Genomic DNA, 21,011 nt, shown 5'->3' with positions numbered 1-21,011 from the left:
GGGTGCATGACACCCAAACTCACTGTTTTCCGGAACGGCCACGTGTTCGACGGCGAACGCTTCCTTCCCGGGGCCACAGACGTCGTCGTCCATGGCAACACCATCAAAGCGGTTGGCGCCGGAGCGGGCGATGCCGCCGAGTATGCCGACGCTACGGTGGTGGATTGCTCGGGGCGCACCGTCCTTCCTGGGATGATCGACCTGCACATTCACGCCACCACCTCCAACCCCGGCTCCATCCAGGCGGTCGCTGAGCCGTTTTCGCTGCAGTTCTACGAGTCCGTGCGCAACCTGGAGGCCACGCTTCGTGCCGGGATCACTACCGCGCGCGACGCCGGTGGAGCTGACCTGGGTGCCAAGCATGCGGTGGATACCGGGTTGGTGAAGGGTCCGCGGCTCCGGATTGCCGTGAGCATCATGTCCCAGACCGGCGGGCACGGGGATTTCTGGCTGCCGTCTGGCGTCGAATCTCCTGCCCTTGGACCGCACCCCGGCCGGCCGAGCGGGATCGCCGACGGCGTAGAGGAGGTCCGCAAGGTCGCGCGCCAACTGCTGCGTGCCGGAGCAGACCAGATCAAGATCTGCTCCACGGGTGGCGTCCTCTCCCCTTCCACTGACCCTCGGCATTCGCAGTTCACGTCGGCGGAGATCGATGTGATCGTGGAGGAGGCCGGGCTGCAGGGCAAGTACGTCATGGCCCACGCGCAGGGAACGGCGGGGATCGTGAACGCTTTGCGCGCCGGCGTCCGCAGCATTGAACACGGGATCTACCTCAACGACGAGGCGATCCAGCTGTTCCTGGACCAGAACGCCTACCTGGTGCCGACGCTCGCAGCGCCGCGCGCGGTCATCCGCAAGGGCGAATCCGGTGATAGCGGGCTTCCTCCGAACGTGATCGAGAAGGCCCGCCGTGTAGCCGAGGACCACAGCCGATCCGTGGCCCGCGCCGTCGAGGCCGGTCTCCGGATCGCCATGGGTACTGACTCGGGTGTGGGTGTACACGGCGAGAATCTTGAGGAGCTAGCGTTGATGGCCGACGCCGGGATGAGCCTTGAGCAGGTACTGGCCGCGACGACGTCGGTTGCCGGTGAGCTGATTACTCCGGAGCATTCGGTTGGCCGGTTGGCACCGGGTTACCTGGCTGACGCTGTGGTTCTTGACGGGCTGTTGGAATCGGCCGAGCAGCTTCCGCGGTTGAGGTCGATGATCGGGCAGATTTATAAGGAGGGCGTGCTGCAGTTCAGCTGAAGCAGCCGCCCTCGAAACACGCGCTGACTCTCAAACACTCACAGATAGGACGCCGGTGGCATGACGTACACGCGCGACGCTGTTGTTGTTGGTGGCGGTATTGCGGGCCTGATGGCCGCAGCCTCCCTTGTTCGTGAAGGTTGGGCTGTGACTGTGCTGGAGCGGGCCCAGGCATTCGGCGAAGTAGGCGCGGGGTTGGCGATCACCCCCAATGGAATGTCCGCACTGGCATCCATCGGCGCCGACGCCGCGACACGCAGCGCTGGTCACCGGGTGCGGATGGCCGGGACCACTGATGAGCGGGGTGCCTGGCTGATGCGTGCGCCATTGAACGCGTCGGCTAAACCTGGCCACGAGGTGTACGGAATCCATCGGCAGCAACTGCATGGGGTGTTACTCGGTGCTACCCAGCAAGCTGTACTGGTAAGCGGCGTGCGGGTCACCGGCGTCATCCCAGGAGACCCAGCCGGGCACCGGGCCAGCGTGGAGTGCGTCGACGCCGAGGGTGTCCTAACCGTGTTCGAAGCTGACCTCGTCATCGGCGCGGACGGTGTGAACAGTGCCGTCAGAGGTCGTCTTGCCCCGCGGACAGTTCCCAGGTTCAGCGGCAAGTCGTCCTGGCGCGGCATCGTCGAAGATTCATCGCTCGTCACCGAGGACTTCATTGTCCGATGGGGCCCGGGCACCGAATTCGGGGCCGTGCGCATCGGAACCGATCGCGTGTACTGGTACGGGTACACGCACTCGGAAGAGGGTCACCGCTGGCCGAACGAAAAGACTGCGGCAGTGAGCCATTTCCGCGGTTGGACTGAGCAAGTGCAGTTCCTGATCAGTGAGACCGCGGAGCATCGCGTGATGCGGCACGATGTGTACTCGCTCGGTCCCGCCCTTGAGACGTACGTCCATGGCCGGGTGGTCCTCATTGGGGACGCCGCTCACGCCATGGTTCCAACAATGGGCCAGGGTGCTAATTCTTCCCTGGAAGACGGCGCCTGTATCGGGCTCCTGATTGGCCGGCCGGTCAATGAAGGAACACCCCTGCAAGCCGCGCTCGCCAGGTTCGACGCAGTCCGTCGCCCGCGAACTCAAGGCATTGCCCGCCAATCGCAACGCACCGGACGGATCGGAGCGGATGTTCGAAGCAGATTGGGTATCACTGCCCGCAAGGCCCTGCTGAAAGTGGTCCCCGCGGGTCCGGCAATGCGCGCCGGAGCCTCACTGCTGTCCTGGGAAGCTCCGGCATAGCTGGAGCCCCGGCGCTACAGTGTGGGACGTGAACGCTTCCGATATGACACCACCTCTACCGACTGCCCGGTTGCGCTTCCGCGAGATGGTTCCGACTGATCTCGACCAGATGGCCGCGCTGCTTGGCGACCCCGAGGTGATGCGTTACTACCCCGCACCGAAAACCCGCGAAGAGGCCGCACGGTGGATCGCGTGGAATGAAAAGAACTACGCGGATCACGGGCACGGTTTGTGGATCATCGAAACGCACGACGGCGGGTTCGCCGGCGACTGCGGGCTGACGTTACAGCGGGTGAACGGATCCCCGGCGCTCGAGGTTGGGTATCACGTACGAAGCGGGCTGCAGGGTCAGGGGCTTGCGACGGAGGCGGCCGCCGCCTGCCGCGACCTCGCCCGCGACCGCATTGGCGCCGTCGAGCTTTTCGCGATCATCCACCCCGACAATCGTGCGTCCCAGCGAGTGGCGGAGAAGCTTGGCATGAGCCCTTTCGCCGAGAATGAGGCCTGGACCGCTCCGCTCCGGACGGTCATGAGGATGCCGCTCCAGTTCACCCAGCAGACGTAGAATCAGCGCCATGACCAACCCTTCCGAAACCCCCGGCGTGCTCTTTGTCTGCAGCAAGAATGGCGGCAAGTCCCAGCTGGCTGCAGGCCTGATGCGGCACCTCGCCGGCGAGAGCGTCGCTGTCCATTCCGCTGGTACTAAGCCGGGTAGTGACCTCAATCCGCAGTCGGTCGAGTCGCTGCAGGAGGTTGGAGTCTCAACCGATGGCGAATACCCGAAGCCTGTGACGGACGAGGTGCTCGGCACCGTGGGGACGGTCATCGTTCTGGGAACCGAAGCGAAGCTCGAACCCCTACCCGGGCAACGGTTCGAGGTGTGGGAAACGGACGAACCGTCGCAACGCGGGATCGAAGGAATGGAACGGATGCGCCTGATCCGTGAGGATATTCGCCGTCGGGTTGAGCAGCTGCACCGCGAGCTGACTTCGGGCTAGTCGGCGGCTCGAACCCCGGGCTCAAGGACCACCGATGCAAAACCGAGCCACGTATGGCGGTTCCCGGCCCAGCACCATCCGACCTTCGGCGCCCCCTTGTTCTCCCGGCCATCCCGGCCGGTACCGCCGCTGATCCAGATTGCCGGTGTCCGCGCGTCGAGCTTTGCGCCTTTCCGCTTGCGCGAGCCGATGGTCATGAAGCAACGGTTAGGTTCGAGCTGCTCCGGGTGCTGCAGGAGCCAGGAGATGCCCTCGCTCAGGGTGAGGGGCCGGCGTCGTCGTCTGGTGATTTCCGGCAGCGCCTCGTCGGGGCTCCAGTTCAGCATGTCATCGCCCCTGTCCACGGAGTGCACAAGGTAGAGCGGTGCCGATGAGATGGAGAGTCCCTCGATAGGCGTGAACTCGGCGATGTCTGTCATGTCCTCCACAACAAAGCCGCGCTTGCCGTCGCGGGACAGGAGCGTGGCCAGCACGCCGGCTGGGACTAGGGACGGAGAAACGGCGACCACCGAATCCGGTCCTGCTTCCGGAAGCTGCGCACCGAGGTGGCGAAACTCATCAGGGCCCAGGCCTGCCAGCGCCGAAACGCCCAGTTCCACAAGCCTTTCGACCTGCGCTTGTATTGAGCGGTGATCGGTCGAAACGATCAAAGATTCCATGCGCTATTTCCCCTCGACGGCGGCACGTAGCTACCCCAACGAAATCGCACCGCATCGCATTCCCGTCCCGCACCGCCTACTCAAGCAAGCAGGGCGTGGACTGATCGTCCACACCCTGCCAAGGTGCCGCTCGCTACACCAGGGGTTACCGCCGTCGTGCTAGTTGAAAACGGGCTCACCGTTGCGGGTGAGCTGCCAGTTCTCCACGAAGAAATCGGAAGGGTCAATGCTCCCTTCCACGATCAGGTAATCGATGAGGAGCTGGCGGATTTCCGTTGTCTGGTTCACGAGTACCGGTGCCGTGGCGATGTGTGGGAAGTTGCCTCCGCCGGACTGCCGGTAGTTGTTCGTGGCTACCGCGAAGCGTTGTGCCGGGTCAATCGGCGCATCGTCGTAGCTCAGGTTGGTGATGCGCTGGCCCACCGGCTTGCTGATGTCGATGTCGTAGGAGACGCCGGAGAGCATGTCGTAGTTGTAGTCGGGTGTGCCCCCGGCGTTGGTCAGCGTGGCGGGGTCAACCGGTGCGCCGGACGCGGTCTGGTTGAAGTACTTTGCCGAGAACTCGAGGTAGTCCTTGATCTGCGCACCGGTCATCTCGACACCGAAAAGCGTGTTCGGGAAGACATAGAGGCCGGCGATGTCGCGGATGGTCACAGGACCTTCAGGTATGACGGCGGCGCGGTTGAAAGGTGCCACAAGTGACAGGACGGGTAGGTCGGCGTTGGGCGTTCCCTCCAGTGCCTGGTCCACTGCGTCGGCCTGCACCTTGTTGACGAAGTCCATGACGGCAGTATCGCGGAGGCGTGAGTCCGCCGCCGACATGGTTTCCGTTGCAGTACCGATCGCCGTGTTCACGTAGTCGATGGTGCGCTGGTGCTGATCGGCAACCAGCGCGGAGATCTTCGGGTCGGCAGCGACTGTGTTGGCGTTCAGCAATTCCGAGTTGGCCGAAACGACGTCCCATTGCCCGCGGACCTTGATCAGTTCGAAGTCCATCACAGACAGGCGTTGGCCCCAGTTCTTCGGTTCAGTCAGAAGTACCTGCTCGCCGGTTTCCTGGTTGGTGACATAGCGTTCGGGAATCTCCTGGTGCTCGTGTCCGGCGAGGATGGCATCGATTCCGGCCACCTGCTCGGCGATCAGCGTGGACGCGTTCTCGACAGGCAGGCCTCCGCCGTAGGAGGACGTTCCGGACGGGCCCGAGTGCGAACTGACGACGACGACGTCGGCACCTGCCGCCTTCATCTCGGGTACGTACCTCTCGGCCTGCTCCACCATGTCGAGGAAGCGGAGTTCACCTTCGACGTTGTTCTTGTCCCAGATGGCGCTGCCCGGGGTTGTGAGGCCCAGGATACCCACCCGAATGGGCTTCTGGCCCTTGAGCTTGACCGTCTTGATCACGTACGGGGTGAACGCGTTCTCGCCGGTCTCCCAATCCACCACATTGGCACCGAGCAGCGGGAAGTCGATCTGATCTTCGAAGGTGCCCAGGAGCTCCAGGCCGTAGTTGAATTCGTGGTTGCCCAGGGTGGTGGCGTCGTAATCCATGGCGTTCATGGCGGCGGCCATGGGGTGGATTTCGCCTGTCTCGGTGACTGGCTCCACGTTGGCGAAGTAGTCCGTCAAAGGGGATCCCTGAATGGTGTCGCCGTTGTCGATGAGGAGCGTGGACTCAGCGCCGCGCACTTCGCGGACGGAGTTCACCAGGCTGGAGATTTTGGCGAGGCCGATGTCGTTGGACGCGGCGTCTGTGTACTCGGTGTTGGTGAAGTAATCCCAGTTCTCAATGTAGCCGTGGAGGTCGCTGGTACCCATGACCGTGATGTTGACCGACTTGTCTTTAGGGCCTTTGGCTCCGCCGGGAGCGGCCGATGCTGCGGGGGCGAGGCCGAGTGCGGCGACGCTCGTAAGGGCAAGCAGTGCGACGGCGCGACGCCCTTTGGTGAAACTTTCTGACACGTGAAATCAGCTCCTGTTAGTGATGCGGTGTCGACAGGCTACCGGGGCCCGGTGACACTTCGGTGACGGGCGGTCTCGTTTCGGGTGAACAAACGCTGGCCCCCGCTGAGAGAAGCGGCGGCGCCCAAAAGAGTGGCGCCACTCCTAGTGATCCCGCTTGCAGGTCAGTTCTCGCAACCGGTGCCGACCACGGTTACCGGGCCCTGCACGTAGGACGGCCCGTTGCCGCTGCCGCTCGCGCTGATTATGCGCAGCGTGGGCCCAACTCCATGATGGGAACCGGTCGGGGCAGCTTCCTCGCCGTTCACAGTGAAGACGGTTCAGCATCCATTAGCGGGCGCTTCGTCGAGCATCTCAGAACCAGGAGAACGACGAACTTACGATAAGTGATTCGGATGATGGCGGTGCGGGCCTACCCGGCCATGTTCACGGTGAGTCCTATGTTTCTCTCGGATGCAGCTTCATAAAGGATTCGTCCGATCGCGAGATCGAGTAAGCCAATGCCGACGGAGTTGAACAGTGTTATGTCTGTGTCAAACTTGCGGCCGGTGGTGGTTCCTGCGACGACGTCGCCGAGTTCGCCGGCTACGTCTTCAAGGGCCATGGCGCCTTCCTCGACTGCGAGAAGAAGATCTCCGGACTTCGCAACGGCAGTGGCCATGCTGTCGACAATGACTGTTGATCTGGCCATCCCAAACGAGTCGATTTCGCGATGGGAGCCGCGCGGCCGCGCACCTACCGCATTTATGTGTATACCGGGCAGAAACCACTCGCCCTTGATTATGGGCTCAACGGACGGAGTGAGAGTGCATACGAGGTCTGCGGATTCCACTACCTCTCTGGCACTGGATGCTTCAATGATTTTAAGGTCATGGTGAGCGACGGTGCGGCGGAAACTTTGGACCGTTGCCTTCGTGCGCGACCAAACAATCACTGTGTCGATAGGTAACGCAACCAGGATGGCTTCCAGATGCGCCGCCGCAAGGGCACCGGCTCCAATCAGGCCCAAAGTGGTACTTCCCGGGCGCGCAAGGTACTTGCTTGCCACGGCGCTTGCGGCCGCTGTTCTCGTGCGGGTAGGAACGCGACCGTCAAGGACGGCAAGCGTCTCGCCGGTCTGCTGATCAGCCAGGAGAATTGTTGATCGCTGGGTGGGTAGTCCGGCCCCAATATTGGAAGGGATGTCTGAGAGTAGTTTCACCGCAGCAAGGCCGGGCCCGTCCGCGAGTCCTGACATCACGACGAAGTTGGAATCTGACGACGGGAGTTGCATGGCGGTGGGAGCGGGTTGGTGTGCGGTTCCCAGACCGATTTCCGCGAAGATACGCTCGACCGCTGCGACGGTTGCGGGCATGTCGACGATGGCTTCCAGATGGGACGCAGTGAGCAGAAGGGTCATGCTAAACCTTAGGTTTGAAAACGGACGTTCGGTGATTAGGTGAGGATCTGCAGCGTCGGGGCCGCGAACCTGTTGGTACGGCTCGCGGCACCTGGTTTTAGATCAGCTCCAATCCGTCGGCGACGATCCGGCCTGCATGAATGACCGTGCGATCATCGAGACGATCCATGACGGCAGCCGTCACGGAGTCGCCAGCCAAAAGCACCAAGTCGGCGACGTCTCCGATAGCAAGACCGGGCCGGTCGGACACTGATGTGAGGCGTGTGACTCCGGGCGACATGATGGCTGCGCCACCAACTGTTGCAATTGCGGCGCAATGCTCGATGAGCTCATCGGCGCGAAATTGGTGCGTGAAGGCCAACTGCCATGTTCGGTCCAACATGTCGGCGTTTCCGTATGGAGACCAGTAGTCGCGCTGCCCGTCTTCGCCCAGCCCGACGCGCACGCCGGCCGCGACGAGATCCTGTAAAGGGAGACCCTTCTGCTGTGCCGGTGCGACGGTGGCCAGGCCGACGTCGAGCTCGGCGAATTCCTCGACCAAACGACGGGTCGTCGTCTCATTGATGCTGCCTAGTTCGTAGGAGTGTGACATTGTCAGCTGGCTCTGCATGCTCAGGGCTCTTACCCGTTCCAGGATGAGATCCGTGGAGAAGACTCCGAGATGGCCGGGCTCATGAAGGTGTACGTCAATCGGTACTTGGAACTTTTCCGCAAGGGAGAACAGAACGTCAAGGTGGCCTTTGGGGTCGCGGTCCAGTGTGCAGGGATCGATTCCGCCGACCCAGTGGGCGCCCTCGCGCAGTGCCTGCTCGATGAGGGGCACGGTTCCCTGCTCAAGTAGCAGGCCGGCCTGCGGAAACGCGATGATTTGCACCTCGCATCGATCTCTGTGGGCCTCAGCTGCTGCCTGTACGGCGTGGAAGCGTTCAAGTCCGCAATCCACGTCGATTTGTGCATAGCTGCGCACGCGCGTGACACCGCGCTCGATCATTTTTCCGAGCGTTAGCATCGCCCGTTCCTCGGCCGATGCTTCAGCGCCTCGCCAGTTCTTGCGGTCGTTCATGACCATGGGCCAGACACCTGGCGAGCCTGTGTGCGGCCGGAACGGCAGTCCGATGCGCGTCGAGTCGAGGTGCACGTGAACATCGGAAAATGACGGGAGGAGAAGACGCCCACGTCCGTCGACTTCATGGACCGAGGGATCGGCGGAGCGCAGATCAGCGACTACTCCATCCTTGACGAAGACATTCGCGGCGGCGCCTCCCCAAGGGCGGACATTTTTCAGGAGGAGAGAAGACACAGGAACCTTCCTACGACAGGGTAGTGATGGATTGCAGTGAGGGCTGCCGTCCCGATTCGACGTGAGCCAGCATGTACGCCTCCGCCAACCGGGCCTGACCAGTGCGGATCGCTTCGTAGATCTGATGGTGTTCGTGGCCCTGAACGTCCGCGCTGCGGTCGGCGGTCTGAGCAAACAACCAGCGCGTTCGCGCAAGGACCGGAGGCATGGTGTCGGAGAGCATGCGATGTTGGGCGGCACGGATGAGTTCCGTGTGGAACTCGGCATTCGCAAGCAGAATGGCCTGCGCGTCTTTCGACGCTGTGGCCGCGTCGGCACGCTGCATGGCATGATCGAGACCCTCGTGCGGGGAACCCGCCGCGTACTGCCGCGCCGCAGCTCCTGCGGCCAGCGGCTCCAACGCGCAGCGCAGATCGAAGAGCTCATCGACATCCCGCGCGGACATCTCTCGCACAATTGCGCCACGTCGCGGAAGGATCGTCACGAAGCCTTGAAACTCAAGATTGCGCAGCGCCTGGCGGACCGGGACGCGAGAAACACCAATGTCCTCAGACAACTCGCGCTCACGGAGGCGGTCGCCGGGCGCATAGGTGCCGACAACGATGCCTTCACGAATCGCAATTTCCGTCGTCTCCGTCAGGCTCGCTACGTCGGCTGATAGGTCAGACATCAGGGCCACTTCCCTTCTTTATCTTGGCTGCGGCTCGTCGCCTCCAAAACGGGGCGAGTAATTGCCGTGGCTTGCAGGCTGGTGCCGACAGACTCGTAAAGCGTAATGCCGCGGTCGCCGAGTTGTGATGCTCGAGATGTTTTATCGACCCGCGTGGGACTTGGGCGCACCGTCAGGGCCCAATTTCTCACCCGTAGCGCTGGAAGGTAGGGCTTGAGCCCATGAAAGTAGGGCGCTTCATTCGTCTCGAAGCGAAGCGCGGTCGGCGCAGCGATGTGAGCGGCCTGCCCTTGCCGGTCGAAGTCGATGAGGAGCACGCACTCGAAGCGGGAAGAATTCGGCATCATTCCACCACGGGGAAGGTCGGTGGGAAAATGCTGTCGGACACCCGGCCAAGGGGGTCTCGTAGGGCGTACCCCTCGCGTAGCTTTTCGAATATGGCTTCGGCATCGGCGCGAAGTTTGTCGAGGTCAATGCCGGCAATCTCGCTGTCACGCATGACGATGCGGCCCGCGACCATGGAGAAGATGGCGTTGCGCGCCGTGCCATTGAGGACGAGGGTCCGCAGGGGATCGTCGTTGACACCGTCGCGGAAATCGGCGAGGGAGAATGCAGTGAAGTCTGCCGTAGCGCCCTCTTCGATTGTGCCGAGGTCAGGGCGGCGCAGCGCTTTCGCACCGCCGGTGGTGGCGGCGTTGATGTACTGGGCAAAATCCGCCGAACCGTACCCAAACCGCGACCGCGCCGCGTGCACCCCGACATCCATTCCGCGGATCAAGTCCGGTGGGAAAGAGTCGGTTCCAAGCGCCATCGTGATGCCTGCAGCGTTGTAGTCCGACAATGTGTTGAGCACTTCGCCGTACCGGAATGATGTCAGGGGACAGTGCACCACGCTGGCGCCGGCCTCCGAGATGCGGCGCAAGTCGACCGAGTTTTGCGCGGGAACTTCCATCCCGCCCAGTGCCGGGTTCCGGTCGGTCCAGAGCGCATGCGGAATCAGCAGCCGATTGTTCAGGAGGTTGAGACGGTCCAGCAGGTCAAGCGGGGTAATTCCGTGGCGCTCCTGAATCATGGCGCGCTCCCACCCCTGCTGAAGGCTGTGCAGCCGGATGAGGAGATCCCGTTTAGTTGCAGCCTCGGCCGTCGCGGACAGAAGCTCATCGCTCATCGTCTCAATGCGGCAGGGGAGAAGAACGGGACGAAGGAGGGGATCGTCTGCCGAGATGAGCTCATCGGCGAAGGCAAGGGCCTGCTTGAAACCTTCGCGCCCCAATTCGTCATTTGTCACTAGCGTCCGTGACACCGTCCCCTTCTCATCCATCTCCGCGGCTGCCACTGAGGAACGATACGACGGGCCGAGCCAGCCACGCAGGCCCAGATCTCTGGACACCCGCGCCATCTCGCGGAGCTCATCAGCGGATTCGCCCCATTCGAGGTGCACTTCAGAGGCGATCGGCATGTAACTTGTGATGCCGTGCAGGGCTAGTTGCACCAGCCCGAAGGTGCGCAAAATCGAACGCTCCTCGGGCGTCAGGATCGCAGATCTGCCTGAGCGCCAGTGTTCAGCGGAGCCGGAGAGCAGCAAAGCATCCTGTGGGCTGTGCCAGGAGTCCAAGAGGAGGTGGTCGATGTCGACGAGAGCGTCGAGGTCAATGAACCCCGGGAACAACACGGCATCGCCCAGATCAATTACCTCCGCTGCCGCAGACACGGCGGTGACGTAGTCAATCGGGGTGCTGTCTGTACCTGCCTCTGCGATCCAGGTTTCAGAAGTTGCCTGATCACCGAGCACGCCATGGCTGCCCACCGCGGCGACGCGGCCATCGCGGACATGGACGACCGCGTTGTTCAGCCAACGCCGATTTTTCCCCGCACCAACTAGCGCGTGCTTCGAGCGAATCACATAGTTCATGTAACTTGTATACCAGATTTGTGAAGGCTCTTGTGAGATAAGACACATTAGGGTAGCTTTTCTGCACAGTTAGTGCGATCAAGTGAATGCCTTGCACTCAACACAACCCTCGACACTTCTGATTGGTATACAAAATGAATCAAAGGTCAGACTCCAAACCGGCTACCAACTCGACCACAATCCGCAAATCGGCACCTCCGACAGGGTCCGCCATCCAGTTGAGACACTGGGCAATCTCCGTGGGACTAGCCGTCTCTATTTCGCTGATCGCGATCCTTATCGGCCAACACACGATAGAGATCGGGCCGGCCGCCGTTGTGCTGTTCCCGATCATCTGGGCCGTTTTGCTGGGCGCCATTGTGGGACTGCAGCGCCTCAAACCAGTGACCGGGCGCGTACGTGCCGTCGGCGACCCGCAAATCCGCATCGGGATCGTCCTCTTCCTTGCTCTGCTTGGAATGGGTATCGGCCCAAACCTCGGCAGGATCACCAACCTCGGCCCGGCAATCATGCTGCAGGAAGTCGGCCACATCTTTGGCACTGTCATCATCGCCCTGCCAATCGCCGTGGGGTTGCGCATGGGCCGGGCAGCAATCGGTGCAAGCTGGTCAGTGGACCGCGAGTCGTACCTCGCCTTCGCAATAGAGAAGTTTGGTACCCGAGCACCGGAGTACCGCGGCGTGTTCGGCGTCTGGATCTTCGGTTCGCTGTTCGGTGCCCTGTACATCTCCCTTATCGCAGGCCTCCTGGGCAGCCTTGGAATACTGAGCCCGCTTGCCCTCGCGATGGGTCTGGGGCTCGGTTCGTCGTCGATGATGCTGGGCGGGGTCGGCGCTCTGTCGGTTCTGTATCCGGATCAGGCGGGCGAAATCCTGGCAGTCGCAGGCCTATCCAACCTGGTCACCAACATCGTCGGATTCTATGCAGGCGTGTTCCTCTCCCTGCCGATGGCGCGCAAGCTGTATCTGTTCTGGGCCCGTGTTTGGCGCCGCCCGCAGGTCGAAATCGACGAAGCGAAGCTCGTCGCCCGAGGCATTTTCCCCGAAGGTGATGCGTCGCGTGATGGCGGTGCTACGGAGGCCCGCATCTCCGATCCGTCCGTTTCGGACGCGTCAGACAAGAAACCGACGACAACCGAGGCTGCCGCCGAACTAGGGGTTGTTGTTGACCCACCCGAGCCCCGCAGCAAGAAAATTTCACTCTTCGTCTACCTCAGCGCCGGAATCCTTGGACTGCTGCTGAACTTTGTGGGCACAGGCGAGTTCAAGCCAATCCAGCTTGTAGGCACGGTCATGCTGGTGCTGCTGACGGCGCTCTCCTTCCGCCTCGCTAAATGGGTTCCGTCCGTTCCGGCCAGCGTCTGGGTACTTGGCATCGCCACGATTCTCAGCGCCCCGTTCATGCCATTCGCCGCCACCTTCGTTGGTTTGGTCGACGGCATCAACGTCATGCTCTTCGGCCTTCTGCAGTTGGCGCTGATCGGTATGAGCCTTGGACGTGACGTAGGTGCAATCAAGCAACTCAGCTGGAGGGTCGTCGTCGTCGCGATCATGACCCTAACAAGCTCCTTCGTCGTCGCAGCAGTTCTTGCGCAGACGGTTCTACACCTCTGACGCGATGGAAGCCGGGCTGCGCTTCTTCGCGCAATACAACCATCCTCTTTGGCGGGGCGGGTTGGCGGAATACCTCGCCGCGATTCTGGGAGCCGCCGCTATCCGGACCGGCTGTCGCATCCGCTTACCCGCCGCATGATCGAAGGAGTTGCAGGTCTCGCACTGACCGGATTTGGGGGGCAAACTCGTCATCAGCCGCTAGCCGTCGTTCGGCGACTTGACCCGGGCTACAGTGCCTAGAAGGGCACGCTGAGGTGCGGACAGGTGCGAGAGCACTGCTAAGAGCTGTACGTGCTGCATCTTCGGATTCCGCCAGCGGCCCTTCAATGCCTCATGAGCCTCCTGGTGGGTCAGGTCACCTTGGCCAGAATGGTCTTCGACATAGATATCCCCAGATTCAAGAACGCGGTTGTGATGCATTCAGTATGGGTGTAGACAATCTGGCTTATCCGCAGCTTGGACGCAGGATTGGCTGCGTTGTTTACCCGTACTGGCAGGGCGTTCCTGTTGACACGCGAGCAATAATGAGGGCAGAAGTACACATCAACCGGTCGACGGAGGACACCATGGCAGCGAACGACGACGGCGCTAACGTTCCCATCCAAGTCGAGTTAGTACCGGATTCAGACGACTCCGCATCACGCATTCCCGGCGCAGTCGCTGCCGCCGCGATCGCGCCGGGCGCGGTGGCTGCGTTCTTTGCAGCCGACGACGGCGCCGGCTCCGTCTACAGCGATCCCGCTGCCTTACGCGGTGGTGACTCAGGCGGGACTTACTCCGAAGTGCCCGGACCGGGACCGCACGTCGATTTCGCCGGATCCTTCGAAGCCGGCGGGGCGGACGGCGGCGAATAAGCCGCGATCGATTAGGCAACGCCCGTCGTCGTCGTCCGCCTAGCTTCGGAAAAGACCGCTGTACGCGTTGAGGGCCTGCTGGCCGCCCAGGTGCGCGTAGAGCACGTTGCTGTCCGTGGGGATTTCTTTGCTGGCCACGAGGTCGATCATGCCGGCCATGGACTTGCCCTCGTAGACCGGGTCGGTGATCATTGCCTCGAGTGAGGCGCTGAGGCGCATGGCTTCGAGTGTCGACTCGACCGGGATGCCGTAGAGGTCGCCAGCCCAGCCTTGGAGGATGGTGATTTCGTCGTCGCGGAGGTCGCGTTCGAGGCCGATGAGGTTCGCCGTGTTCCTGGCGATTCGCGCTACCTGGCCGCGCGTCTTCTCAAGGGTTGCGGAGGCGTCGATTCCGAGCACGCGGCGGGGGCGGCCGCCGGCATCTTCGAGGGCGGCGAACCCGGCGATCATGCCCGCATGCGTGGACCCGGTCACCGTGCACACCACGATGGTGTCGAAGAAAACGCCGAGTTCTTCCTCCTGTTGCTGCACCTCGTACGCCCAGTTGGCGAAGCCGAGCCCGCCGAGTTTATGCTCCGACGCTCCGGCCGGGATGGCGTACGGTTTGCCGCCGGCTTCCTCCACCTCTGCGAGGGCGTTCTTCCAGGAGTCGCGGATGCCGATGTCGAACCCGGCAGCGTCAAGCCGGACGTCCGCGCCCATCATCCGGGAGAGCAGGATGTTGCCCACGCGGTCGGTGAGCGGGTCCGGCCAGTCGACCCAGTTCTCCTGCACCAGCACCGCCTTCAGCCCAAGCTTCGCTGCGACGGCAGCGACCTGCCGGGTGTGGTTGGACTGGTACCCGCCGATGGACACGATGGTGTCAGCGCCCTCGGCGAGAATGTCGGGCACGATGTACTCGAGCTTGCGGGTCTTGTTGCCGCCGTACGCCAGGCCGGAGTTCACATCCTCACGCTTGGCCCACAGCCGCGCGCCGCCAAGATGCTTGGTCAGCCGGGGCAAGTGGTGCACCGGGCTGGGGCCGAAGGTGAGCGGATAACGTTCAAAGTCCGTGATGGCCATGAATCCTCATTTCACTAATACCAGTGCGGAACATTCTGTCCGGTTTGCTCAGCTTTGACGAGGATCCCCGGCCCAGGCGGCGAGACAAACTAGCGGGCGCCGCCGTCGTCGTTCTTCACACGCCGCACGAAAGGCGACAGCACGACGGCGACAAGCCCCAGCACCCCGCCGATCAGGAACGCAGCATTCGCGCCCGAGGCCTGCGCAGCTGCTTCGGGCGCTCCCCCGGATGCCGCCGTCGTCGCACCGATGGTGAGGGCGGCTACGAGGACGGCTGTGCCCGCCGCGCCGGCGAGCTGCTGCATCGTGTTGAGGCTTGCGCTCCCGTGTCCGTAGAGGTTGCGGGGCAGGGAGCTGAGGGCTGCCGTCATGAGCGGGGTCATGAGCATCGCCAGGCCGAGCGAGAAGATGCCGTACGTGACACCGATCATCGGCAGCGGCGTTTCGGCGTCCAGGCTGGCAAGCCACCACTGGCCGACGGCGACCAGGACGGCTCCGGGGATGACCAGCGGGCGGGGGCCGACGGCGTCGTACACTTTGCCGATGATTGGCGACGCGATTCCCTGAAGAACGCCGCCCGGCAGCAGGAGCAGGCCCGTAGTCAGTACGCTGGCGCCGACGCCGTTCTGTAGGTAGATCGGCAGGACCGTGACCGTGCCGAGCATGGTCCCGAACACCAGCATCAGGAGGGCAACGGAGATCCTGAAATTGCTGACCGCGAACGGGCGCAGGTCCAGCAGGGCGGAGTCGGAGGAACGCTGCAGCCGGATCTGGCGCCGGGCGAACACAATGAGCGCCAGCACGCCGAGCACCAGCGCGACCACCGGAAGCCACGCACCGTGAAGTACGGCGTCGATGGACGCCAGCCCGTACACGAGGCCACCGAAGGCCACCGCGGACAACGCCACGGAAGGCACGTCCAAAGGTGCCTTGCGGGTGTTGCCGCCCTTCTTCAGGAGCATCAGGCCAAGCACAAAAACGATCGCGATGACCGGCAGCATCAGCCCGAAGATCCAGCGCCAGCCCAAGGCGTTGACTACGACGCCGGACAGGGTCGGCCCGATCGCCGGCGCCACCGAGATGACCACGCTGTTCAGTCCCATGACGGTGCCGCGGTGTGCGGGGGCCACCTCGTTGAGGGTGGTGGTCATCAGCAGCGGCAGGATGATGGCGGTGCCGCTGGCCTGCACCACGCGGGCGATGAGGATGATCCCGAAGGTTGGTGCCACGGCAGCGAGCAGCGTCCCGGCAATGAAGAGCAGGAGTGCGGCGGTAAAGAGGGTGCGCGTGGTGAAGCGCTGCAGTAGGAAACCGGTGGTTGGGATGACCACGGCCATGGTGAGGAGGAAGCCGGTGGTGAGCCATTGCGCCGTTGTTGCGGCTACGGAGAACTCCTGCATGAGGTTCGGGAGGGCAACGCCCACTACTGTCTCGTTCAGGATCATCACGAACGCGGACAGTGCCAACACCGCGATGAGTGGCGCGACTCGGGTTGTCTTTTCGGGCTCGACGGCTGGAGCCGGAGCGGTTCCACTGACTGTGGAGGGCGGCATGGAGTACCTGTTTCTGATCGTTGGGTCGCTAGCATAGTGTCACAAAGTGCCACTTCGGCATAAGCTGCCAGAAGACAATGTGGTGAGTTTCATAGGAGAACAAATGAACGACGACGACGGCGCCCCCTCGCTGCGTGCCCGCCGCCGGCTCGACACCGAGCGGGAGATACACCGCGCCACGCTGGAACTGTTCGAGGCCCAGGGCATCCAGGCCACCACGGTTCAGCAGATCGCTGACCGCGCGGGGGTTTCGTCGCGGACCTTCTTCCGGTACTTCACCCGCAAGGAGCACGCGGCGCTGCCCGGCCAGCACCGGATGCTCGCCGGTATTCGGTCATTCAACACCACGGCGTCGAATCCCCGGGACCTGCTCAGCGACGTCGAGGCGATGGCGGAATCGGTGATGGAGCAGGAGTCTTCCGAGGATCTCGGTGAGCACGGCCGGGTGATGCGGGTGCTGGCGGCGGAACCGGAACTTCACGGGTTGGCTGCCGCGCAGGATCAGGTGTTGGCCAACGAGTTGCGGTCCCGGATCATGGCACAGGTTGAGGACAGCATCGATTCGCTGGCCGTGCTGCTGGTGACTGAGGTGGCGGTTTCGGTGTGGCGGGCGTCGTGGGTCCGGTGGGGCGAACTCGCGGCAAGCGGACAGGCCCACGAACCGGTGAAGGTGTACCGGGAGACCCGCGCGGAGCTGCGTCGGATTGTGAGCTGAATGCTCCCCTACTCGACGAGCCGCACATCCTCGCCGCGCAGGTTGGCGCGGAAGCCGTCCTGCTGAACGGTGACTTTCTGGAGGACAAGCCCTTCGGGCAGGCCCTCGATCGCGTGCTCGATCGTCACGAATTGGCGGACGACGGCGGCAGTTGCGTCCGAGAGGAAGTCCGGTCCGCCGAAGTCGATTGAGCGGGGCTCCACCACGAGAAGCCCGTCCACCACTTCGACCGTGCCGGTGGCAGTGACTTCAAGTCCGCGTCCGAGAAACTCGACGGTGCGCACCACCCGGGCCTCGCCGTCGTCGGCTGCGCTGACTACTGATCCTCCGCCGAGTTCAGCGGCGATCACGTCGAACGGCACCGTCACGTCGACGGTGAGCTGGCCAGCCACAAGCCCGTCCTGAGCCGCGATGACGTCGCTGCCGACAGCCCGGACGTCGTTGAGCGTTGAGCCGTCGGCCACCACTGTCCCGGCGTCCAATGTCATGTCGGCGAGCCAGACGTCGTCCGCGCCCAGGTCTGCGGGTGGCTCAGCGTCAGGTGAGGTTGTCTCGGCACTGGCTGACGGCGTCGGGCTTGGTTCGGCGTCGTTCTCCCCCGCCGGATCAGTGACCGCAAACCAAAAGATCACGGCCACAATAACCAGGAGCAAAAGCATCCCAGCGGCACCAAGCAACCAGTCCTTCGCGCGCGTCCAGTCCATAGGGACCAGTCTGGTGGTTCGCCGGACTGGACGCGAGCGAGAAGTGACTAAGCGTCGACGATGATGACCGTGACCACGGGCTTGCGGCGCAGCGACCGGTCGGACCAGCGGACCAGTCCATCAGCGATCGCCTTCTCCGCATCCGGGCCAGTCTTGTCGCCCTTGAGCTGGGCGAGGGTTTTCTCGACGATGTCGGTGGCCTTGTCCAGCTCGCCGTCTTTCGGGGCCCAGCCGACGGGGAAGAACTCGGGGTCCTCCTCCAGCTTTCCGGTGTCCGGGTTGACGATGGCGAGGACCGTGAGTGCACCGTCTTCGGCGAGGCGGATGCGGTCCTGAAGGGACTCCTCCGTCGCTGCTCCCGCGACCATGTTCTCCACGTACACGTAGTCCGCGGTGACCTTGCCAGTGACGCGGGCAACGCCGTCCTTCAGGTCGATGGTGGTGCCGTCTTCGACCACGAGGGTATTCTTCGGGTCGACGCCGGTGCGCACCGCGAGTTCGGCGTTGGCCTTGAGGTGACGGTGTTCGCCGTGGACGGGCATGACGTTGCGGGGGCGCACGAGGTTGTAGCAGTAGACGAGCTCACCGGCGCTGGCGTGGCCGGAGACGTGGACCTTCGCGTTGCCCTTGTGGACCACGTTGGCGCCGAGCTTGGTGAGGTCGTTGATGAGCCGGTAGATGGAGGTCTCGTTGCCCGGGATGAGCGAGCTGGCGAGGAGCACGGTGTCGCCCTGGGTGAGGTCGATCATGTGGTCCTGGCTGGCCATGCGGGCCAGAGCTGCCATGGGTTCACCCTGTGAGCCGGTGCAGATGATGACGGCCTTCTTGGGGTCCATCTTGTCGAGTTCCTTGAAGTCCACGAGCAGTCCACGCGGCACGTTGAGGTAGCCGAGTTCACGTGCGGTCTTCATGTTGCGGACCATGGAGCGGCCGACGAAAGCGACCTTCCGGTTGTACAGCTGTGCCGCGTCGATGACCTGCTGGATGCGGTGGATGTGGCTGGCGAAGCTGGACACGATAATGCGGCGCGGGGCGGTGCGGAACACCTCGTCGATGGCCGGTGCGAGGTCCTGTTCGGAGATCTGGAAGCCGGGGACGTCGGCGTTCGTGGAGTCGGGCAGGAACAGGTCAACGCCTTCCTCGCCGAGCCGGGCGAATCCGGCGAGGTCGGTGATGCGCCCGTCGAGGGGGAACTGGTCCATCTTGAAGTCACCGGTGGCGAGCACGAGCCCGGCCGGGGTGCGGATGGCGACTGCGAGGCCGTCGGGGATGGAGTGGTTGACGGCGAGGAATTCGAGATCGAACGGCCCGAACTTCTTCCGGTCCCCTTCCTTGACCTGGACGGTCTTGGGGGTGACGCGGTGTTCCTGGAGCTTGGTCTTGATGAACGCGAGGGTGAGCTTCGCGGAGATGATGGGGATGTCGGCGCGTTCGCGCAACAGGTAGGGGACGGCGCCGATGTGGTCTTCGTGCCCGTGGGTGAGGACGAGTCCGACGACGTCGTCCAGCCGGTCCCGAATGTAGGAGAAGTCGGGGAGGATGAGGTCCACGCCCGGGTGGTGCTCTTCGGGGAAGAGGACGCCGCAGTCGACGATGAGCAGCTTGCCGCCGAATTCGAACACGGTCATGTTCCGGCCGATTTCCTCCAGCCCGCCGAGCGCGACGATGCGCATGGCACCCCTGTCGAGCTTGGGCGGGGTCTGGCCGGTGCGGGGTGCTGAGTGGCGTGACGTTCTAGTCAATGGGATCCGATCTCTATATCGGGCGGGAACCCGGAGCTCAAATACCGGAGGTAAGGTGCTTCGTGGCGGATACGCCCTGCTGGGGCCGAAAACCGCGCTGATTCAGCGCTGGCGGCACGGCAATACTTTGTACCGACTTTATCAGCGTTGAGAAGCCGACGGCGGCGGATGTTAGGTCTGTCGGCAGGTTCGGCCCGTTCTTCGGCTCCGCAAGGCTGGCCGAACGGACCAACTCCGTCATTTTGCCTTACCCGCCACAGGTCTTGGTGTGGTGAGCGACACTACGGCCACCGGCCACGCGCTATCAACCAACCACCCGCCACGAAGCGCTGGTTCGATGAGCAGCGGGGCGTTGGTGCTTAGAGCCGGACGCCCCTCAGCGCGGCGGACAGGGTGACCTCAAGCAGGTCGCGCTTGCGCGCCTGCGGGACATCGCGCAGGGCGCCGGAGCTGCACAGCACCGAAATGCCGTGCGCCGCAGACCACAGGGCGACCGCTGCCTCGAACCGTGCACCATGGTCATTCGCGCCTGAAGGGGCTTCGCCCTGGAGCGTACCGCCAAGCTCCAGCAGTACGGCGAACGGACTACCTTCCGGGTTGTCCTCGGGCAGCCCAAAACCGCTGGCAAGGCACCGAAACAGTAGTGGCTGGTTCAGCGCGAACTCAAAGTATCCTCGGCCGGCGGCGATTACCCGCTCACCCGGGGCGTCGGCGGGTGCCTCAGCGACCCGCGCGCACCGCTTGCCACCTCCTTGAGCACGTCCTGTACTCGTCCCGCGGCGTCCTTCATATCTTCATGCTCCCAAAACCTGAGCACTATCCAGCCGATGCTGGTCAGATGTCTATTGGTATCCAAGTCGCGGGCGACGTTCCCGGCCAGTTTTGCGTCCCACCATGCCGCGTTGGACTTCGGTGCCACCCCATGCACGGGACAGCGATGCCAGAAACACCCGTCGACGAAGACTGCCACCTTGGCCCGAGGGAAGAGGACGTCGGCACGGCGACGTCCCATTCCCGGTAGCGCAGTGTCGACCCGGTAGCGCATCCCCCGCCGATGCAGCTCTCGCCTCAGCACCATCTCGGGTTTCGTGTCGCGTGACCCCTGTTTGGACATACGACAGGAGACCTCGCGCGGCACCTCTGCGCCAGCCGTGAAGCCGAGATCTCTCCGGTTGTCAGGCGTCTTCGTCATTCTTTGCAATGCTGCCTCTAAGAAACCCTCAGGGCAAGAACAGCCCCCAAAGACTCCTGATATCACTCCTTCCTCCTGAATGTGGGAATGGGAGAATATGGATTGACGCCAGCTCCCAAGAATATCACTGAGGTTCGGCACCGAATGGATGGGCCAGTGACCATGTCGAGCTCTTGGAATCGATCG

General features: G+C 63.2%; 20 protein-coding genes. 7 read left to right on the top strand and 13 right to left on the bottom strand.

Going from position 1 to position 21,011, the window contains the following annotated elements; translation table 11 throughout:
- The first annotated feature begins 6 nt into the window (after positions 1 to 6).
- The 4 genes from ACWA1U_RS08250 to ACWA1U_RS08235 are packed head-to-tail and all read left to right on the top strand — an operon-like array spanning position 7 to position 3,491.
- The gene (locus ACWA1U_RS08250) at positions 7 to 1,248 is read left to right on the top strand and encodes a metal-dependent hydrolase family protein (RefSeq protein WP_463724843.1); all 1,242 of its coding nucleotides are present in this window, start codon (positions 7 to 9) and stop codon (positions 1,246 to 1,248) included.
- 60 nt (positions 1,249 to 1,308) lie between these two features.
- Positions 1,309 to 2,493: an FAD-dependent oxidoreductase gene (locus ACWA1U_RS08245; protein WP_463724842.1), complete on the top strand. Its 1,185-nt coding sequence runs from the start codon at positions 1,309 to 1,311 to the stop codon at positions 2,491 to 2,493.
- A gap of 43 nt (positions 2,494 to 2,536) precedes the next feature.
- Positions 2,537 to 3,058 (top strand): GNAT family N-acetyltransferase, encoded by a 522-nt coding sequence (locus tag ACWA1U_RS08240; RefSeq protein ID WP_463724977.1) that lies wholly within the window; start codon positions 2,537 to 2,539, stop codon positions 3,056 to 3,058.
- A gap of 10 nt (positions 3,059 to 3,068) precedes the next feature.
- Complete coding sequence (locus ACWA1U_RS08235; RefSeq protein ID WP_463724841.1) at positions 3,069 to 3,491, top strand: arsenate-mycothiol transferase ArsC; 423 nt, start codon at positions 3,069 to 3,071, stop codon at positions 3,489 to 3,491.
- On the opposite strand, the gene ACWA1U_RS08230 is transcribed toward ACWA1U_RS08235, so the two are convergent.
- From ACWA1U_RS08230 to ACWA1U_RS08200, 7 genes are all read right to left on the bottom strand, one after another.
- Positions 3,488 to 4,150: a DUF5701 family protein gene (locus ACWA1U_RS08230; RefSeq protein ID WP_463724840.1), complete on the bottom strand. Its 663-nt coding sequence runs from the start codon at positions 4,148 to 4,150 to the stop codon at positions 3,488 to 3,490. The genes ACWA1U_RS08235 and ACWA1U_RS08230 overlap by 4 nt on opposite strands.
- Positions 4,151 to 4,309: 159 nt before the next feature.
- Entirely contained in the window at positions 4,310 to 6,109 is a 1,800-nt protein-coding gene (locus tag ACWA1U_RS08225) for a bifunctional metallophosphatase/5'-nucleotidase (RefSeq protein ID WP_463724839.1), read from the bottom strand.
- Between the two features lie 164 nt (positions 6,110 to 6,273).
- Complete coding sequence (locus tag ACWA1U_RS08220) at positions 6,274 to 6,417, bottom strand: hypothetical protein (protein WP_463724838.1); 144 nt, start codon at positions 6,415 to 6,417, stop codon at positions 6,274 to 6,276.
- A 104-nt stretch (positions 6,418 to 6,521) separates the two neighbouring features.
- Complete coding sequence (locus tag ACWA1U_RS08215) at positions 6,522 to 7,508, bottom strand: ornithine cyclodeaminase family protein (RefSeq protein ID WP_463724837.1); 987 nt, start codon at positions 7,506 to 7,508, stop codon at positions 6,522 to 6,524.
- A 97-nt stretch (positions 7,509 to 7,605) separates the two neighbouring features.
- Positions 7,606 to 8,808 (bottom strand): amidohydrolase family protein, encoded by a 1,203-nt coding sequence (locus tag ACWA1U_RS08210; protein WP_463724836.1) that lies wholly within the window; start codon positions 8,806 to 8,808, stop codon positions 7,606 to 7,608.
- A gap of 10 nt (positions 8,809 to 8,818) precedes the next feature.
- A complete protein-coding gene (locus ACWA1U_RS08205; protein WP_463724835.1) occupies positions 8,819 to 9,478 on the bottom strand; it encodes a GntR family transcriptional regulator in 660 nt (219 codons plus the stop codon).
- Positions 9,479 to 9,821: 343 nt separating this feature from the next.
- Complete coding sequence (locus tag ACWA1U_RS08200) at positions 9,822 to 11,390, bottom strand: chlorohydrolase family protein (protein ID WP_463724834.1); 1,569 nt, start codon at positions 11,388 to 11,390, stop codon at positions 9,822 to 9,824.
- Between the two features lie 239 nt (positions 11,391 to 11,629).
- Between ACWA1U_RS08200 and ACWA1U_RS08195 the strand changes: the two genes are divergently transcribed.
- Positions 11,630 to 13,003 carry a DUF3100 domain-containing protein gene (locus ACWA1U_RS08195; protein ID WP_463724833.1) on the top strand — a complete coding sequence of 458 codons (1,374 nt, stop codon included), beginning with the start codon at positions 11,630 to 11,632 and terminating at the stop codon, positions 13,001 to 13,003.
- A gap of 425 nt (positions 13,004 to 13,428) precedes the next feature.
- On the top strand, positions 13,429 to 13,857 hold the full coding sequence (locus ACWA1U_RS08190) for a hypothetical protein (RefSeq protein WP_463724832.1): 429 nt from the start codon (positions 13,429 to 13,431) through the stop codon (positions 13,855 to 13,857).
- 39 nt (positions 13,858 to 13,896) lie between these two features.
- Here the strand turns inward: ACWA1U_RS08190 and ACWA1U_RS08185 are convergent, their stop codons facing one another.
- Together ACWA1U_RS08185 and ACWA1U_RS08180 are read right to left on the bottom strand one after the other, a co-directional pair.
- Positions 13,897 to 14,919: a 1-aminocyclopropane-1-carboxylate deaminase gene (locus tag ACWA1U_RS08185; protein WP_463724831.1), complete on the bottom strand. Its 1,023-nt coding sequence runs from the start codon at positions 14,917 to 14,919 to the stop codon at positions 13,897 to 13,899.
- Between the two features lie 89 nt (positions 14,920 to 15,008).
- Complete coding sequence (locus ACWA1U_RS08180; protein ID WP_463724830.1) at positions 15,009 to 16,472, bottom strand: MDR family MFS transporter; 1,464 nt, start codon at positions 16,470 to 16,472, stop codon at positions 15,009 to 15,011.
- A 103-nt stretch (positions 16,473 to 16,575) separates the two neighbouring features.
- Between ACWA1U_RS08180 and ACWA1U_RS08175 the strand changes: the two genes are divergently transcribed.
- The gene (locus ACWA1U_RS08175) at positions 16,576 to 17,187 is read left to right on the top strand and encodes a TetR family transcriptional regulator (RefSeq protein WP_463724829.1); all 612 of its coding nucleotides are present in this window, start codon (positions 16,576 to 16,578) and stop codon (positions 17,185 to 17,187) included.
- 8 nt (positions 17,188 to 17,195) lie between these two features.
- Here ACWA1U_RS08175 and ACWA1U_RS08170 read toward each other — a convergent pair whose 3' ends face one another.
- From ACWA1U_RS08170 to ACWA1U_RS08155, 4 genes are all read right to left on the bottom strand, one after another.
- A complete protein-coding gene (locus ACWA1U_RS08170) occupies positions 17,196 to 17,891 on the bottom strand; it encodes an LmeA family phospholipid-binding protein (RefSeq protein ID WP_463724828.1) in 696 nt (231 codons plus the stop codon).
- Between the two features lie 47 nt (positions 17,892 to 17,938).
- Entirely contained in the window at positions 17,939 to 19,564 is a 1,626-nt protein-coding gene (locus tag ACWA1U_RS08165) for a ribonuclease J (protein ID WP_463724976.1), read from the bottom strand.
- A 428-nt stretch (positions 19,565 to 19,992) separates the two neighbouring features.
- Positions 19,993 to 20,322, bottom strand: coding sequence for a TetR-like C-terminal domain-containing protein (locus ACWA1U_RS08160; protein ID WP_463724975.1), 330 nt, complete (start codon positions 20,320 to 20,322; stop codon positions 19,993 to 19,995).
- Positions 20,322 to 20,825: a very short patch repair endonuclease gene (locus tag ACWA1U_RS08155; RefSeq protein WP_463724827.1), complete on the bottom strand. Its 504-nt coding sequence runs from the start codon at positions 20,823 to 20,825 to the stop codon at positions 20,322 to 20,324. The genes ACWA1U_RS08160 and ACWA1U_RS08155 overlap by 1 nt, the downstream gene beginning before the upstream one ends.
- Between the last annotated feature and the right edge of the window lie 186 nt (positions 20,826 to 21,011).

Source organism: Arthrobacter sp. TRD_SC_6 (assembly GCF_055361185.1).
This window is presented reverse-complemented; position numbering and strand designations above follow the sequence as displayed.

Bases quoted from the DNA above. Each gene is read 5' to 3' on its own strand.
- ACWA1U_RS08250 (WP_463724843.1), top strand. From the start codon at position 7: ATGACACCCAAACTCACTGTTTTCCGGAACGGCCACGTGTTCGACGGC.
- ACWA1U_RS08245 (WP_463724842.1), top strand. From the start codon at position 1,309: ATGACGTACACGCGCGACGCTGTTGTTGTTGGTGGCGGTATTGCGGGC.
- ACWA1U_RS08240 (WP_463724977.1), top strand. From the start codon at position 2,537: ATGACACCACCTCTACCGACTGCCCGGTTGCGCTTCCGCGAGATGGTT.
- ACWA1U_RS08235 (WP_463724841.1), top strand. From the start codon at position 3,069: ATGACCAACCCTTCCGAAACCCCCGGCGTGCTCTTTGTCTGCAGCAAG.
- ACWA1U_RS08230 (WP_463724840.1), bottom strand. From the start codon at position 4,150: ATGGAATCTTTGATCGTTTCGACCGATCACCGCTCAATACAAGCGCAG.
- ACWA1U_RS08215 (WP_463724837.1), bottom strand. From the start codon at position 7,508: ATGACCCTTCTGCTCACTGCGTCCCATCTGGAAGCCATCGTCGACATG.
- ACWA1U_RS08205 (WP_463724835.1), bottom strand. From the start codon at position 9,478: ATGTCTGACCTATCAGCCGACGTAGCGAGCCTGACGGAGACGACGGAA.
- ACWA1U_RS08200 (WP_463724834.1), bottom strand. From the start codon at position 11,390: ATGAACTATGTGATTCGCTCGAAGCACGCGCTAGTTGGTGCGGGGAAA.
- ACWA1U_RS08190 (WP_463724832.1), top strand. From the start codon at position 13,429: ATGGGTGTAGACAATCTGGCTTATCCGCAGCTTGGACGCAGGATTGGC.
- ACWA1U_RS08185 (WP_463724831.1), bottom strand. From the start codon at position 14,919: ATGGCCATCACGGACTTTGAACGTTATCCGCTCACCTTCGGCCCCAGC.
- ACWA1U_RS08180 (WP_463724830.1), bottom strand. From the start codon at position 16,472: ATGCCGCCCTCCACAGTCAGTGGAACCGCTCCGGCTCCAGCCGTCGAG.
- ACWA1U_RS08175 (WP_463724829.1), top strand. From the start codon at position 16,576: ATGAACGACGACGACGGCGCCCCCTCGCTGCGTGCCCGCCGCCGGCTC.
- ACWA1U_RS08170 (WP_463724828.1), bottom strand. From the start codon at position 17,891: ATGGACTGGACGCGCGCGAAGGACTGGTTGCTTGGTGCCGCTGGGATG.
- ACWA1U_RS08165 (WP_463724976.1), bottom strand. From the start codon at position 19,564: ATGCGCATCGTCGCGCTCGGCGGGCTGGAGGAAATCGGCCGGAACATG.
- ACWA1U_RS08155 (WP_463724827.1), bottom strand. From the start codon at position 20,825: ATGACGAAGACGCCTGACAACCGGAGAGATCTCGGCTTCACGGCTGGC.